The organism is Paraburkholderia aspalathi, assembly GCF_900116445.1.
Taxonomy (GTDB): domain Bacteria; phylum Pseudomonadota; class Gammaproteobacteria; order Burkholderiales; family Burkholderiaceae; genus Paraburkholderia; species Paraburkholderia aspalathi.
In genome coordinates this window covers 258099-271961 of sequence record NZ_FPBH01000002.1, presented here as the reverse complement: position 1 = coordinate 271961, position 13863 = coordinate 258099, and the positions used below count along the sequence as shown (strand labels likewise).

Below are 13863 nucleotides of genomic sequence, written 5' to 3'. Positions count from 1 at the left end.
TCGAATTAAAGACGCAAATATTAAATATTCCCGAATGGCAAGGCTGTCCGGGTCATAAGCATAAGGTGAGACGCATACAGTGCGGCGTGATGGCCGGCCGCACTCAATAAATAGCGGAGACAAGGCTCATGGACGATATCACTCGACAGACCACGACTCGCGTATTCTGGGCGAACCGCTGGTGGCAGCTCGTCATCGGCATGATGTGCATGGCATTGGTAGCCAATCTGCAATACGCATGGACGTTGTTCGTCACGCCGATGAATTCGCGGCATCACTGGGGTGAAGCATCCATTCAGCTCGCATTCGCTATTTTCATTCTCACAGAAACGTGGCTCGTGCCGGTGGAGGGCTGGCTGGTCGACAAATTCGGACCACGCCCGGTGGTCGCAGGCGGCGCGGTATGCGCCGGCATCGCGTGGGTGATGAATTCGTATGCGACGACCTTGCCGATGCTGTATGTGTCAGCGGTCATTGCCGGGATCGGCGCAGGCGGCGTGTACGGTACCTGTGTCGGCAACGCGTTGAAATGGTTTCCGGATCGCCGGGGTCTTGCGGCCGGTTTGACGGCTGCAGGTTTTGGCGCGGGTGCTGCCGTCACGGTCATTCCGATCGCCAACATGATCACGCGCTCGGGCTACGAGCACACCTTCTTTTTCTTCGGCATCCTGCAGGGCGTCAGCATACTTTTGCTTGCGCTGCTGTTGAAGAAACCGAACTTGCGCCAGCAAGCCGCACCGAAGAAGAAGTTCGCGGTCACCAAGGTCGACTACACGCCGGGCCAGATGATCAAGACGCCGGTGTTCTGGGTGATCTACGTATCGTTTGTCGCGGTGGCGGCGGGCGGCCTGATGGCGACCGCGCAAATCGGTCCGATCGCCAAAGACTGGGGGCTCGCACGCATTCCGATGACGATCTTCGGTATGACCCTGCCGCTGCTCACGGCCACGCTTTCCATCGACAATATCTGCAACGGCTTTACCCGTCCGCTGTGTGGTTTCATCTCCGACAAACTCGGCCGTGAGAACACGATGTTCGTGATCTTCATCGGCGAGGGTCTCGCATTGCTCGGTCTCATGCAGTACGGCACCAACCCGTATGCGTTCATGACGTTCGCCGCGTTGATCTTCCTGTTCTGGGGTGAAATTTTCTCGATCTTCCCCGCGATTTGCGCCGATACCTTCGGCAGCAAATATGCGGCGGCCAATGCGGGCACGCTGTACACCGCGAAGGGCACGGCCTCGCTGCTGGTGCCGATTGCTTCGGTGCTGTCGGCGACAGGTGGCTGGAGTCTCGTCTTTATCGTGTCCGCCGTCGTCACGATTGCCGCGGGCATCTCGGCGAAGTTCATTCTTGCGCCCATGCGTTCACGCTGGATCGAAGCGCACAATGAGCCCCAGGGCGTGCTGGCCGTTGCCGGCAGTAAGGCCTCGCGGCTTAGCCATTGGCCTGAGCAATCGGGGGAATAGGGTGACCCATCTACACCCGGCAGTAACGTTATGAATGTTTCGTTGCAGCAACTCAAGGTATTTGTCGCCGTCGCGCGTGAACGGAGTTTTACGCGCGCGGCGCGCGAGTTCGATCTGACGCAGTCGGCGGTGAGCCGTTGTGTGCGCGAACTTGAAGACGCCGTTGAATTGAAGCTGTTCGACCGCACCACGCGGCAAGTAGAACTGACTCATGCCGGCGCGAGTCTCGAGCGCAGAATCGGCCGCCTGCTCGATGAAATCGAATTGACGCTGCGCGAGGAGCGGGCCGCTTACGACGGACACACGGGCGTGGTCGTGCTGGCGAGCAATCCCGTGTTGTCGTCGAGCTGGGTGGCGCAGGGGCTGGCGCGTTGCGCGTCAGCGTTTCCCGAACTCGTCGTATCCCTCAGAGATCAATCGCAAAGCAGCGTGCTCGCGAGCGTCGAGCAGGGGGAAGTGGACTTCGGCGTGGTCTCGGTGGCGGAGCCTCTGGCCAACGATCAGTTGCACGCGCAAGTAGTGTTCACAACGCCGCTGCATGTGGTGATGCCGCCCGCGCATCCGCTGGCGCGGCAAGCCAGCGTCGCATGGCATGCATTGCACGAGTGGGCGCTCGTCACCTTGAATGCCGACGCGGGTGTGCGCGCCGCGCTTGATCTTGCCTTCAACACGCACGGCCTGAAGCGACGGCCTGTGCAGGAGCTCGGCCATGTTGCGGCAGTGTCGCGCATGGTCGAATTGGATCTTGGTGTCGGCGTTTTACCCGTCGATGGACATTGGCCCGCGCCCGGCGCGGCACTGGTGAGCCGGCCGCTACTTCCCGAGATAAATCTCACGACGCTGCTCGTGCATCGCCGCAATCGCTCCCTCAGACCCAACGCCGCAGCGGCTTGGGCGCAGTTTGCTGCGCTCGCCGGTGCGGCTTCGCCTGCCGCCAGGGCGGTGCCGGCCGATCCGCTGCCGGTCAGTCCACGCAATATCCCAAGCAAGGAGCTTCATGATGGAAACCGAAACCGACCTCAGGCGCCATGATTTGCTGATCGACGGCAAGCGTTTGCCGCCTGGCACCGGCGAATATTCCGTCGACATCAACCCGGCGACCGAAGAGCCGATTGCGCTGGTTGCACAAGGCAGCGCGGCCGATGTCGACACCGCGGTGCACGCGGCGCGCGCCGCGTTGAAAGTGTGGAATGCCATACGGGCAGCCGAGCGTGGCCGCATACTGATGCGTCTCGCCGGCTTGATGCGCGCGAATCTGGACGAACTCGCGGCGCTCGAAAGCCTCGACGCAGGCAAACCCATCTCGGCGGTAATGCGCCAGGATATTCCGGCGGCGATCGATACGCTCGAATACTACGCAGGCTGGTGCGACAAGATCAATGGGCAGGTGGTGCCGGTGCGTCCCGATGCCTTGACGTACACGCTGCGCGAACCGGTCGGCGTGGTCGCCGCGATCGTGCCGTGGAATTTCCCGCTGATGATCGGCATGTGGAAAATCGCGCCCGCGCTGGCGTGCGGTTGCACGCTGATCGTCAAGCCTGCGGAGATTACGCCGCTGACGGCGTTGCGCCTCGGTGAGCTCGCGCTCGAAGCGGGTGTGCCGCCGGGAGTACTGAACATCGTCACCGGCAAGGGGCGGGTGGTCGGCGATGCGCTGGTGGCGCATCCCGGCATCGACAAGGTGACCTTCACGGGCTCGCCTTCCGTGGGGCGTGGCATTCTGCAGGGCGCGGCCAGCAACTTCAAGCGCGTCACGCTTGAACTCGGCGGCAAGTCGGCGAACCTGATTTTCCCGGATGCGAATCTCGACAATGCGGTGCGAGCCGCGGCGTCGGGGATTTTCTTCAACACCGGCCAGGTGTGTTCGGCCGGCTCGCGCATTCTGGCTCACCGCGACGTCTACGACGAAGTGGTCGAGCGTCTCGCGGCGCGTGCGAAGGCGATCAAGGTCGGCGATCCGGCGGCGCGCGAAACATCGATGGGGCCGCTTATTTCCGCGGCGCAGATGAAAACCGTGCTCGGCTATGTCGAGACGGGGCGCGCCGAGGGGGCATCGCTCGTGACCGGCGGCGTGCGGGTGGGCGAGCGCGGCTTCTTCGTCGAGCCGACGGTGTTCGCCAATGTCGAACATGAAATGCGCATTTCGCAGGAGGAGATCTTCGGGCCGGTGGCGAGCGTGATTCGCTTCAACGACGAAGCCGATGCGATCCGTATCGCCAATGGTACGTTGTATAGCCTCGCAGCCGGCGTATGGAGTGCGGATATCGGTCGCGTGCATCGAGTGGCGCGTGACCTGAGAGCGGGCACCGTGTGGATCAACACCTACGGTTATACCGATGTGCGCTTGCCTTGGGGTGGTTCCGGCGATTCAGGCTTTGGCCGTGAGCACGGCGACGTGGCGATTGAAAACTTCACTGAGCCCAAGGCGGTGTGGCTGGCGATTGATCAATAACGATGTAAAAAAGGATCGAACGCGTGGCGTTCGATCCTTTTCTGAAGCTTGTGAGACGTCGGTCGAAGCGCCAACCGGCGCTCAATCTCAATCGCCCTGCAATGCCATCCGTTCGCGCAGCTTGATGAGGGCAAGCACGACATCGATAGTCGGCGTGGGCTCGGCAACGAGACGGCCCATTTCCTGCACCACCGTCAGTAGCGGATCGATCTCCATCGGACGGCGATTCTCCAGATCGACCAGCGTCGAGGTCTTATGCGCGCCGACCGCACCCGCACCATCGATGCGCTTCTCCACATCCACGCGGAAATGCACGCCGAACTGATCGGCAATGCGCTTGGCTTCCAGCATCATCGTGCGTGATACCGCACGCGTGCCGGGGTCGCTGGTGAGGATATCGAGCGTGGCGTGGGTCAATGCGCTGATCGGATTGAAGCAGAGGTTGCCCCACAGCTTGAGCCAGATTTCGTCGCGGATATTGTCGCGAATCGGCGCATCGAATCCTGCTGCCTGCATGATCTCGTGCAACTGCTGAATGCGCGGCGTGCGTTCGCCGCTCGGCTCGCCGATCGGGAATTTCTTGCCGTACACATGCTTGATGACGCCCGGCTCGACGATTTCCGCGGCGGGATAGAGCACGCAGCCAATTGCGCGTTCCGGTCCGAGTTTGGTCCATTGGCTGCCGTCCGGGTCGATGCTGGCGAGGCGCGTGCGGGCGAATTTTCCGCCGTGCTGATAGAAGTACCAATAGGGGATGCCGTTGACGCCGGTAACGATGGCCGTGTGCTTGCCGAGGAGCGGTTGCATCGCGTCGACTACGCCGGGCAGCGAGTGCGCCTTCAGCGTGATGATCACGAAATCTTGCACACCGAGTTCGCGCGGGTCGGACGTGCAGCGTACCGGCGTGCTGATCGTCTCGCCGTCCATGATCAGGCGTGCGCCGTGTTCGCGCATTGCAGCAAGGTGCGCCCCGCGCGCGACGAAACTCACATCCGCGCCGGCACGCGCCAGTTGCACGCCCATCAAACCGCCAATCGCTCCTGCTCCGAAGATACAGATCTTCATGATGCCGCCCCTATGACTATGAGAAGTCGCTTGTCCGATGCCGCGTATGGTCCAGCTGCGGCGGCGGGTCATTCTTCGAGCATAAAGGCGCAGGACGATTACTGACAGTTAAAGTTTATGCGGTCGTCCATTACCTATTGTTTATGGTTTCACGATCAGGCCGACTGCCATTCAGCTCTCAACGGTGCGAGCAGGCGTCGTACAGCTGAGGCGCTGCTGAACAGATGATTCGGAAAGCTGAATATCAGGTTTCGAGTTCAGGCGTTTTAAGTCCGCCGAACCAGCAGAAAACTCACACCGATTGCCGCCAGAAACGCCCCGCAGCAGCGATTGAACCACCGGCGAACCTTGGCGCGAACCAGCCACTTGCCAAGGTGCATGCCGGCCCACGAATACAACGCGATCGCCACCCATTCGAGGACCAGGAAGCTCGCGCCGAGCACCGCGAACTGCGGCAGTATCGGTTTGGCGATATCCACGAACTGCGGCAAAAATGCGGTGAAAACCAGAATCGCCTTCGGATTGCCCGCAGCCACAAGACACTCCTGCCGCGCAATCCGCCAGAGCGATGCGTCGTCCTGTTGAATCGTATCGATGGCCGGCGCGTCGCTGCGCCACAACTGGATGGCAAGCCAGATCAGATACGCGGCGCCGGCCAGTTTGATTGCGAGGAAGAACCACTCGGACGCGTGCAGCACGACGGCGAGGCCAGTCGCGGCCAACACCAGCATCAACGCGAACGCGACCAGCCGGCCGGTGCCGCCGACGAAAGCCGTCATGAAGCCGTGACGCGCGGCAACGTTGATGGATAGAAGATTGTTAGGACCGGGCGCTAGGTTGATCGCGAAGCAGGCGGGCAGGAAGAACAGCCAGGTGGTGATAGACATGACGGCTCGCACGGAGAAGGGCACAGGGTTGCAGAATCGGGCACGCGAGACGGCAGGCGCCAGCGGCGCTTCGATGCTGCGCGATTTTGCGTTCCTCTCGATATTTCCCGATTGTAGCGAATCGGCAGACGGCGCCTATTCGGTCCGTCCGCTCAATTCACCGAATTAACGAAGCCTGGGTCGCTGATCAACGCTTCGACACTCAGCTTGACCGTGTCTTCGATGGCGATGGTATTACTTGTGAATTTGGGCGACTTCTGCCGCACCGTCTTGGTGGTTGAGAACACAACCTTCTGGGTCGTGGCATCGGTCACGATGTAGCGCATTTTCAGCGTCCAGAACGCTGGCGACCGCGCGTCATCCACCGTGAACTTCTCAATGCTGCCGCTCAGAACCTTCCTGTCTTCGGTGAGATGAAAGCCCGCGACCTGCAAGCTGCTGGCAATGCTGTTGCGCACGGTCTCGTTGATATCGTTTTTTAGCACAATGCCGGTCATCGCCGTATTCTCGATCCGGTTTGGCGAAACCTGGCCATTGCGAGCCGGCATGTAGGCGAAATCGCCGGCGGGCGCGACGCTCAGCCAGCCAGTTGGATGCGCGGTTGCGCGCGGTGGGCAATTCAGGCCGAACCACGACCAGGAGCATGCGGACAGCATCAACGGCAGTGCGACGACGCCGCAACCCTTGAGCACGGTGGATCTCAGGCCCGGACGCATGGGATCGAGCGATGGCCGCAGAGACTGACTCTGTTGCGGCGACTCGGGCGCTGTGCTGGAAAAAGCGTCGGTCGAGGTCAGAGGAATTGCCTTTTAAGTGGAGTCATTCCGGTACAGAGCAGCATGGTAACAGCGAGCCGATCCTGTGCATCTTCTAAAGTGGATCGGGGTCCGGAATTCTCGAACGATTGAAGCAGCTCCGCGCCGAAGGCAACGCGATCAAAAGAACCCGGCTTTCCCCTGAGTCATGTCCACCAGGGCTAGCCGGGCGTCATCTACCGCATTGACGGGCAGGCGGACCGTGATCTTCACCAGCATCCCGTAGGCACTGTCCACAAGCCCGTAACCTTCAGCCTCGATCCATCTGCGCACCTTCGCTTCATCGGCATAGCTCACTTCGACGATCAGCGGAACCTGGGCAATCCTCTCCACCCGCGGCGCATCCAATAGAGCCGAAGCAATCGCGTCGGTATACGCTCGCACCAACCCGCCGGCACCCAGCTTTACGCCGCCGTAATACCGCACGACGGCGGCCAGCACGCCGTCCAGATCGTGATGCCGCAGCACTTCGAGAATCGGCCGGCCTGCCGTGCCAGATGGCTCGCCGTCGTCGGACATCCCTGATTGGCCACCTGCCAGCAGAGCCCAGCAGACATGCGTCGCGCCAGGATGCTCGTCGCGCAGACGCCGCAACTCGGCCATCGCGGCGTCGCGGTCGGCGACCGGTATCGCGTGCGCGATGAAACGGCTCTTGCGAATCTCGAGTTCCGCAGAGAGCGGCGCGGGCAAGGTGTAGGTGGGCAAGGCAAAGACTTCGGTGGATGAAAAAATGCGGGCCGCATATGGAGCGTATGCGGCCCTGTGCCCGCAATGGTAACGGATCGTCGGCGGGGAATCGCCGAACGATCTACAATCGTCCGCTGAACGCGCGCCTGTCCGCTGAAGTGAGCGCGCCACACAGGAGACGACATGCTTGATCTTTCTACGCTAGGAACCTTCGTTGCCGTTGTACTCGGGCTCTTTCTGATTCCCGGTCCGGCCGTGCTGCTGGTTTTGACCCGCACGGTGCATGGTGGGCGCAAGGCCGGCATACTCACCGGTCTCGGCGTCGCCGCTGGCGATTTCATCCACACGCTGGGCGCCGCGATTGGCCTGTCGGCGTTGCTGATGACGTCGGCACTCGCCTTCAATGCCGTGAAAATCGTCGGCGCCGCCTATCTCGTCTATCTGGGCATTCGCGCCTTGCGCGAAAAGCAGGCGAGCGCGCATTTGCCGACAGTCGCGCCGGTATCCGCCTCCAAGGCCTTCTTTCAGGCGATCCCTGCCGAAGTGCTGAACCCCAAGACCGCGCTGTTTTTCCTCGCGTTTCTGCCGCAGTTCGTTCGCCCCGAGCACGGTTCTTCGTTCCTGCAGTTCACGACGCTCGGACTGATCTTCGTCGGCATGAGCGCGCTTTATACAACGCTGATCGTGCTGACGATTCGTCCGTTGGGCAAACTCGTCAAGCGCCTGACATGGCTTAGCCGCTGGCAAAACAAGATCATCGGCGTGCTGTTTATTTCGCTCGGCTTGCGCGTCGCCACGCAAACGCGCTGATCCTGCAGCATTGATCCGGCCGCGCACCGTTTTTTCCTTCGGGCGCGCAGAAACACCTTGCGACACTCGAACTAGATATTCCTGCGTTGCCGCCTCAAGCGGCCTTCGCGCGCGTATTCCATCTGGCCCTCGGTGCGCACGGCGAGCTTTTCCTGTGCGGCGCGGCTCATCTGCCGGGTATCGTCGATATCACCTACGCGCAGCACTTCCTGCGCGATCCGTATGCGTAACGTCATGAGTGGTTCGCCGCGTTCGACCAGCGTGCGGTCGGCGGCGCGCGCCTGCTGGACGCCGCTGTCGATCAGGTTGCGCAACTCCAGCAGCGTGAGCCGTTGCCTTTGAATCTCGAGGATGAGGCGCTGGATGGCCTGTTCGTCGCGTGTACGCCACCAGGCGCGCAGCTCGGCGAGCGTGGGAGGTTCGAATGGAGGAAGGCGCATTGTTCAGACGAAAAGTACTGTATATATGTACAGTATATCCCGTCTTTTTACGGAACCGCGGGGTGCGCGTTGACCTGCTAGCACGCCCTATAGCAGGGGGCGTTGCAACGCTCGCTCAGGTGAGCGCGAGCATGATGGTGGTGGAGATCACGATGATGAAAAGACAGGCGGCGGTCAGTACGTCGTACGGGTAGTTCATGTCGAAACCATGACGTGTCGGGTGAATCGACCCATCATAGGCATAAACATTCCCCGTGACTGTCAAGCATTGCAAAGGAGTTGCTACCCTCGGTCGCCTGTGACCTGAACGGAAATCGAGTAACGCGAGCGAACTCCTTCCGCTTACCGTCCACGTCCTTTTACTGTGGTTTTGCCCGTTGCCGGCGCAGGTGACGCGCCCGCACTGCCGCAGATCAACGCCACCCCTGCAACCGCCGTTGCCCGCAGCGACGCGCGCGAATCTCCGGCGCGAGCGCGCAGCGCGAGGCTGTGCAAAATCGCCGACGCGATCTTCGCGAGGAGAGGCGGTTGCGCATCGGCAGGCAGTTCGCCTGCGGCCTGCGCCAGCTTTAAGCGTTTCTCGAAGGCCTTGTCGTAGGTGCGCAGTCCCTCGGCTAGCGCTGTGCGGACTTCGACGTCATCCACCGCTTCGACCGTGGCGGTGCCGATCATGAAGCAGCCGAGTTGATCGCCGTCGGCGGGCAAGTACCACGCGAGCGCGCCGTCATAAACGCGCAGCAGAGCCTGCGGCAATGGCAGATCCTCGCTGAGTGCATGAACCATCGCGAGCCGTCCGGCCTCGATATAACGTTCGAGCGTGGACAGATACAAAGCATGTTTGTCGCCGAATGCACCGTACAGACTCGGGCGATTCATACCGGTCGCAGTGCTCAATTGATCCAGCGAGGTGCCCGCATAGCCGCTGCGCCAGAACACGTCTCTTGCATCGGCGAGCGCCTGGTCGGAATCATAGGCACGCGGACGGCCACGCGGACGAACTTCTTTTTTTGTACTGGTCGGCATATAAATATGGCGGAAGTGATTTATATGCAATATAGTACAAAAAAACCAACGACAGGGGATTTCCCATGGATCTGTACTTCTCGCCGCTCGCTTGTTCACTGGCCACCCGAATCGCGTTGTACGAGGCGGGGGCACAGGCTGGGTTCATTCAGGTCGACACGAAGTCGAAACAGTTGTCGGACGGCTCGGACTTCTATCCGATCAGTCCGCTCGGGCAGGTGCCGGTACTGCGCACGGATGAAGGCTGGCTGTTGACCGAAAACACGGCGATCCTGCCGTATGTAGCCGATCATTTTCCGGCCGCACGGCTTGCGCCTGCTGCGGGTACGGCACAGCGCGCGCGCTTGCAGCAATGGCTGGGTTTTATCAGTACGGAGTTGCACAAGGCAGTGTTCGTGCCGCTGCTGGATGCGCGCGCGCCCGAAGACGTGAAGCGCTATGCGCGCGACAAGGCCGCATTGCGGCTAGGTGTTCTGCAGGATCATCTGGCGCAAAGCGAGTATCTGCTCGACGCGTTCAGCGTGGGCGACGCGTATCTGGTCACGGTGCTGAACTGGGCGTCGTATGGCGGCATCGATCTGTCGCAATGGCCGGCGGTGGCGGCTTACTACAAGCGCTTGATGCAGCGGCCAAGTGTGGCAAAGGCCGCAAGGGAAGAATTCGCCCTGTTTGAGGAAGAAATGGCGAAGCGCGCGAAAAACTGAGGGCAGGTTGCCGGAAACAGGATCAATCGTCGCCGTGCTGGCAGAACCGGCGCCCCGGAATGTGCGATACGACCGCCTGGGCGATTTCGAGTGGTGTGCTTTCCGCGGGCACCACGCGGCGGCTCGATTCGGGGGTGTGCTTCATGGTCCATTCGACGAGTCTGTACGAGCGTCCCCAAGGGGGCTGCAAGGGGTCCGAGACCTTGCACGAGTGGATCTGGCGCACCCATTCGTTGCCGGGCATCGCGCGCAGATGCTCGAATACCGTGTCTTCCACCATCGTTTGACTCCTTCTTCGCAGGCATGCTGTCCATCTATCGGCGCGTCGGCGACATCCCTTGAGAAAAAAAGCGCCGCCGATGTTCTGGCGGCTCAACAGGGGATGTTGGACGCCATAGTTACAGGTAAGAATTAAGCCAAACTTAAGATCACGCTCAAAATTCCCGCGCTTGATCCCGCTGCGTGATCGCCCTGTTAAACCGCTGTTTTTGCGTGCGCGGTGATCGAACCCTCAAGACCTCGCGGAATTGGCCGTTATTACAGCGGTTGGGGCCGCCGACCCCGCTTCGCCTCCGGGCCCGCATCAATAACGTGACGAATCTCGCTCAAACGCCGCTTTCAGACCGACTGCGCTCGCTCGTCGATACCGTGCAGCACAACGAGCGCACGCTGCGCCGTTTCCAGAACGTCGAGTTGAGGTTGATCGGCGCGCAGGATTTCGCGTCGTTTCTCGACACGCTGTTCAGCCATCTGCCGAAGGAATTCTCGCTAGCGAGCGTGACGTTGTGGCTCGACGACCGCGCGCCGATGCTGCTCGAACTGCTCGATCCGGGCGCTCTGGATGCACTCGACCAGCCCAATCTGAGAACGTCACGCGAAGGCGGACTCGCGGCCCTTGGCTTGTGCGACGAAGGACGGCCATGGCTGGGCAAGCCTGGTCAACTGGATGAAACGGCGCGCCGCGCATTCTTCGGTGACGCCGACGCGCCGGCGAGCGCAATCATGCTGCCGCTTGCCGCCGGTGACACCGTGAGCGGCTTTCTATGCCTGTGCAGCGACGACCCGGCGCGTTTCGCCGGAGGCATGGCTACGGATATTCTGGAGCGCTTTGCGAGCATCGTCACGGCGAGTCTCGACAATGTCGCGCACCGCGAGCGGCTCAAGCAACTCGGTATGACCGATTCGCTGACCGGCCTCGCCAATCGCCGCTACTTCGATGAACGGCTGCGCGAGGAAATCATGCGCGCCGTCCGGTATGGCGTGCCGGTCGCGTGTCTTTTCATCGATATCGACAGCTTCAAGCGGATCAACGACACCTACGGCCATCAGACCGGCGATCGCGCGCTGGCGGCCGTGGCCGCCTGCGTGCGGCAGCAGGTGCGCCTGGGCGACACCGTGGCACGCTATGGCGGCGAAGAGTTCACCGCGCTGCTGCAAGGCGATCGGGCCGATGCGCTGACGGTCGCCGAGCGCGTGCGGCTGGCTGTCGAAAGACTCGATTTGCAGGACGACCATGGCGAACGCATCGCGTTGACCGTGTCGATCGGCGTGGCGGCGCGCACGCTCGCCGGTGCGCCTGCCGACGCGGCCGTGCACGGCCACGCGATGATGGAAGAAGCCGATCGGGCGATGTACCAGGCTAAACGCAATGGCCGCAACCGCATCGAGGCGTTGGCGAAAGCGGGCAGCGATAACGCGCGACGCTAACTGTCGCTGCTGGAGTAACGAACGGCGCGCCGCGATTCACGGCGCAGCGGATCCTCACGCGTCCGGCGGCACCCCCAGCAATTGCAGCGCTCCCCCCGTTACCGCGCCGAACACCGGGCCGGCCACCGTACCACCATAAAACGCTTTGCCGGCCGGGTCGTCGATCATCACGGCGACGATCAGCCGTGGGTCGCTCATCGGCGCCATGCCGACAAACAGCGCGCGGTAACGGTTTTTCGCGTAAGTCGCGCCGACCTGTTTGCGCGCCGTGCCGGTTTTGCCGCCGATCCGGTAGCCTTCCACCACTGCCGCGCGCCCTGTGCCGCCAGCGCCGGTGGCCATTTCAAGCATCGACCGGATCGCGCGCGCGGTGGCGGGCGTGGTGACTGCATGGCCCTTATCCATGGTCTGCGCCGTGCTGCTTGCACTCGAGGTTCCGTCCGCGTTTTTGTTCGTCCGCAACAGACTCACGGGATGCATGGTGCCGTCGCCGGCATAAGCGGTATAGACCTGCGCGATCTGCAGTAGCGAAGTGGACAGCCCGTAGCCATACGCCATGGTCGCCTGTTCGATCGGACGCCAGCGTTTGTACGGGCGCACCTTGCCCGACGCGACGCCCGGAAAGGTCAGCTCGGGCCTCAACCCAAGCCCGTATTCCTGATACTTGTTCCAGATCGTTTCAGCGGGCAGATTCAATGCGAGCTTGGCGAGCGCGATATTGCTCGACTTCTGCACGGCTTCGGCGACGGTCATCGCGCCGTGATTCGACGTGTCGTGAATCACCGCCGGGCCGATCTTGTACCAACCCGGCGCGGTATCGATGATGCTTTGCGGCCGCACCTTGCCCTCGTCGATCGACAGCGCGACGACGACTGGTTTGATCGTCGAACCCGGCTCGAAAGTGTCGACGACCGCGCGATTGCGCAGTTGCCGCCCGGTGAGCCGCGCGCGGTCGTTCGGATCGAAGCTCGGATAGTTAGCGAGCGCGAGAATTTCGCCATTGCGCGCATCGAGCACGACCACGCTGCCGGCCTCGGCGTGATGTTTGGCGATGGCGTCCTTCAGTTGCGCGTAAGCGAGTTGCTGGATGCGCCGATCGATCGTCAGGTGGATGGTGTCGCCGTTCTGCGCCGGCACGAGCGGCCGGGTCTCGGACACCACGCGGCCCAGGCGGTCGCGAATCACTTCGCGCTGGCCCGGCACGCCGAGCAGTTGCTCGTTGGCGGCGAGCTCGACGCCTTCCTGGCCGTTGTCCTCGATATCTGTAAAGCCGACCACGTGCGCCGCCGATTCGCCTTCGGGATAAAAGCGCTTCGAATCCGCGATCTGCGTGATGCCGGCGAGACCCAGTTTGTTGAGATGATCGGCGGTGTCGGCGTCCACCTGGCGCTTGAGCAGCACGAAGGTTTTATCGCCATTCAGACGCCGGCGCAGTTCTGCCAGCGGCAGGTCGAGCAGCTTCGAAAGCGGCGCGAACGAGGCTTCGTCGAGCAGCTTGGGCGAGGCCCAAATCTCGTACGTCGCGAGACTGACGGCAAGCATCGAGCCATTGCGGTCGACGATTCGCCCGCGCGTCGCGTCGAGTTCGAGCGTGCGCTGATAGCGCTTTTGCCCCTGATCGACGTAGAAATCCTGATTGACCACCTGCACCCAGAACGCGCGCGCCGCCAGCGACGCGAACGCGCCGAACACCAGCAGGACGACAAGTTTCGAACGCCACATCGGCAGGCGCGCGGCCAGCAACTGGTTCTTCGCGACGGGCGCGTACGGATCGTGCGACTGCGATTTCTTCTTCTGGATCATG

Annotated in this window: 16 protein-coding genes; 7 read left to right on the top strand and 9 right to left on the bottom strand. The window is 61.8% G+C overall.

Features of this window, described 5'->3' with window-relative positions:
* Positions 1–128 precede the first annotated feature (128 nt).
* The 3 genes from oxlT to BM438_RS03835 are packed head-to-tail and all read left to right on the top strand — an operon-like array spanning position 129 to position 3921.
* On the top strand, positions 129–1469 hold the full coding sequence (gene oxlT, locus BM438_RS03845; RefSeq protein WP_093632995.1) for an oxalate/formate MFS antiporter: 1341 nt from the start codon (positions 129–131) through the stop codon (positions 1467–1469).
* Between the two features lie 30 nt (positions 1470–1499).
* Complete coding sequence (locus BM438_RS03840) at positions 1500–2501, top strand: LysR family transcriptional regulator (protein ID WP_093632994.1); 1002 nt, start codon at positions 1500–1502, stop codon at positions 2499–2501.
* Positions 2470–3921: an aldehyde dehydrogenase family protein gene (locus BM438_RS03835; RefSeq protein ID WP_093632993.1), complete on the top strand. Its 1452-nt coding sequence runs from the start codon at positions 2470–2472 to the stop codon at positions 3919–3921. Before BM438_RS03840 ends, BM438_RS03835 begins: the two co-directional genes overlap by 32 nt.
* Before the next feature lie 87 nt (positions 3922–4008).
* Here the strand turns inward: BM438_RS03835 and BM438_RS03830 are convergent, their stop codons facing one another.
* Together BM438_RS03830 and BM438_RS03825 are read right to left on the bottom strand one after the other, a co-directional pair.
* Positions 4009–4986 (bottom strand): 2-dehydropantoate 2-reductase, encoded by a 978-nt coding sequence (locus BM438_RS03830; RefSeq protein ID WP_093632992.1) that lies wholly within the window; start codon positions 4984–4986, stop codon positions 4009–4011.
* 266 nt (positions 4987–5252) lie between these two features.
* Positions 5253–5873: a LysE family translocator gene (locus tag BM438_RS03825; RefSeq protein ID WP_093632991.1), complete on the bottom strand. Its 621-nt coding sequence runs from the start codon at positions 5871–5873 to the stop codon at positions 5253–5255.
* Here BM438_RS03825 and BM438_RS45325 point away from each other — a divergent pair.
* Positions 5872–6042 carry a hypothetical protein gene (locus tag BM438_RS45325; RefSeq protein WP_167378295.1) on the top strand — a complete coding sequence of 57 codons (171 nt, stop codon included), beginning with the start codon at positions 5872–5874 and terminating at the stop codon, positions 6040–6042. The two genes, BM438_RS03825 and BM438_RS45325, sit on opposite strands and share 2 nt — an antisense overlap.
* Here BM438_RS45325 and BM438_RS03820 read toward each other — a convergent pair.
* Complete coding sequence (locus BM438_RS03820; protein WP_093633243.1) at positions 6026–6565, bottom strand: hypothetical protein; 540 nt, start codon at positions 6563–6565, stop codon at positions 6026–6028. The two genes, BM438_RS45325 and BM438_RS03820, sit on opposite strands and share 17 nt — an antisense overlap.
* Positions 6566–6808: 243 nt before the next feature.
* Positions 6809–7393, bottom strand: a complete 585-nt coding sequence (locus tag BM438_RS03815) for an IMPACT family protein (protein ID WP_093632990.1) — start codon at positions 7391–7393, stop codon at positions 6809–6811.
* Between the two features lie 165 nt (positions 7394–7558).
* On the opposite strand from BM438_RS03815, the gene BM438_RS03810 reads away from it, so the two are divergent.
* Complete coding sequence (locus BM438_RS03810) at positions 7559–8185, top strand: LysE family translocator (RefSeq protein WP_093632989.1); 627 nt, start codon at positions 7559–7561, stop codon at positions 8183–8185.
* Between the two features lie 71 nt (positions 8186–8256).
* On the opposite strand, the gene BM438_RS03805 is transcribed toward BM438_RS03810, so the two are convergent.
* The 3 genes from BM438_RS03805 to BM438_RS03800 all read right to left on the bottom strand — a co-directional run bounded on the left by BM438_RS03805 (position 8257) and on the right by BM438_RS03800 (position 9648).
* Positions 8257–8625, bottom strand: a complete 369-nt coding sequence (locus tag BM438_RS03805) for a hypothetical protein (RefSeq protein WP_054043677.1) — start codon at positions 8623–8625, stop codon at positions 8257–8259.
* Between the two features lie 115 nt (positions 8626–8740).
* Positions 8741–8899: a hypothetical protein gene (locus BM438_RS45320; RefSeq protein ID WP_167378294.1), complete on the bottom strand. Its 159-nt coding sequence runs from the start codon at positions 8897–8899 to the stop codon at positions 8741–8743.
* 68 nt (positions 8900–8967) lie between these two features.
* Positions 8968–9648: a TetR/AcrR family transcriptional regulator gene (locus BM438_RS03800; protein WP_093632988.1), complete on the bottom strand. Its 681-nt coding sequence runs from the start codon at positions 9646–9648 to the stop codon at positions 8968–8970.
* A 65-nt stretch (positions 9649–9713) separates the two neighbouring features.
* Between BM438_RS03800 and BM438_RS03795 the strand changes: the two genes are divergently transcribed.
* Complete coding sequence (locus BM438_RS03795; protein WP_093632987.1) at positions 9714–10352, top strand: glutathione binding-like protein; 639 nt, start codon at positions 9714–9716, stop codon at positions 10350–10352.
* Between the two features lie 22 nt (positions 10353–10374).
* Here the strand turns inward: BM438_RS03795 and BM438_RS03790 are convergent, their stop codons facing one another.
* Positions 10375–10632: a DUF2866 domain-containing protein gene (locus tag BM438_RS03790; RefSeq protein WP_093632986.1), complete on the bottom strand. Its 258-nt coding sequence runs from the start codon at positions 10630–10632 to the stop codon at positions 10375–10377.
* A gap of 311 nt (positions 10633–10943) precedes the next feature.
* Here BM438_RS03790 and BM438_RS03785 point away from each other — a divergent pair, with 311 nt between their 5' ends.
* Positions 10944–12059, top strand: a complete 1116-nt coding sequence (locus BM438_RS03785; RefSeq protein WP_093632985.1) for a GGDEF domain-containing protein — start codon at positions 10944–10946, stop codon at positions 12057–12059.
* A 54-nt stretch (positions 12060–12113) separates the two neighbouring features.
* Here BM438_RS03785 and BM438_RS03780 read toward each other — a convergent pair whose 3' ends face one another.
* Positions 12114–13862 carry a peptidoglycan D,D-transpeptidase FtsI family protein gene (locus BM438_RS03780; protein WP_093632984.1) on the bottom strand — a complete coding sequence of 583 codons (1749 nt, stop codon included), beginning with the start codon at positions 13860–13862 and terminating at the stop codon, positions 12114–12116.
* Between the last annotated feature and the right edge of the window lies 1 nt (position 13863).

Bases quoted from the DNA above. Each gene is read 5' to 3' on its own strand.
- BM438_RS03805 (WP_054043677.1), bottom strand. From the start codon at position 8,625: ATGCGCCTTCCTCCATTCGAACCTCCCACGCTCGCCGAGCTGCGCGCC.
- BM438_RS03825 (WP_093632991.1), bottom strand. From the start codon at position 5,873: ATGTCTATCACCACCTGGCTGTTCTTCCTGCCCGCCTGCTTCGCGATC.
- BM438_RS45325 (WP_167378295.1), top strand. From the start codon at position 5,872: ATGACGGCTCGCACGGAGAAGGGCACAGGGTTGCAGAATCGGGCACGC.
- BM438_RS03810 (WP_093632989.1), top strand. From the start codon at position 7,559: ATGCTTGATCTTTCTACGCTAGGAACCTTCGTTGCCGTTGTACTCGGG.
- BM438_RS03800 (WP_093632988.1), bottom strand. From the start codon at position 9,648: ATGCCGACCAGTACAAAAAAAGAAGTTCGTCCGCGTGGCCGTCCGCGT.
- BM438_RS03840 (WP_093632994.1), top strand. From the start codon at position 1,500: ATGAATGTTTCGTTGCAGCAACTCAAGGTATTTGTCGCCGTCGCGCGT.
- BM438_RS03835 (WP_093632993.1), top strand. From the start codon at position 2,470: ATGGAAACCGAAACCGACCTCAGGCGCCATGATTTGCTGATCGACGGC.
- oxlT (WP_093632995.1), top strand. From the start codon at position 129: ATGGACGATATCACTCGACAGACCACGACTCGCGTATTCTGGGCGAAC.
- BM438_RS03795 (WP_093632987.1), top strand. From the start codon at position 9,714: ATGGATCTGTACTTCTCGCCGCTCGCTTGTTCACTGGCCACCCGAATC.
- BM438_RS03780 (WP_093632984.1), bottom strand. From the start codon at position 13,862: ATGATCCAGAAGAAGAAATCGCAGTCGCACGATCCGTACGCGCCCGTC.
- BM438_RS03790 (WP_093632986.1), bottom strand. From the start codon at position 10,632: ATGGTGGAAGACACGGTATTCGAGCATCTGCGCGCGATGCCCGGCAAC.
- BM438_RS03830 (WP_093632992.1), bottom strand. From the start codon at position 4,986: ATGAAGATCTGTATCTTCGGAGCAGGAGCGATTGGCGGTTTGATGGGC.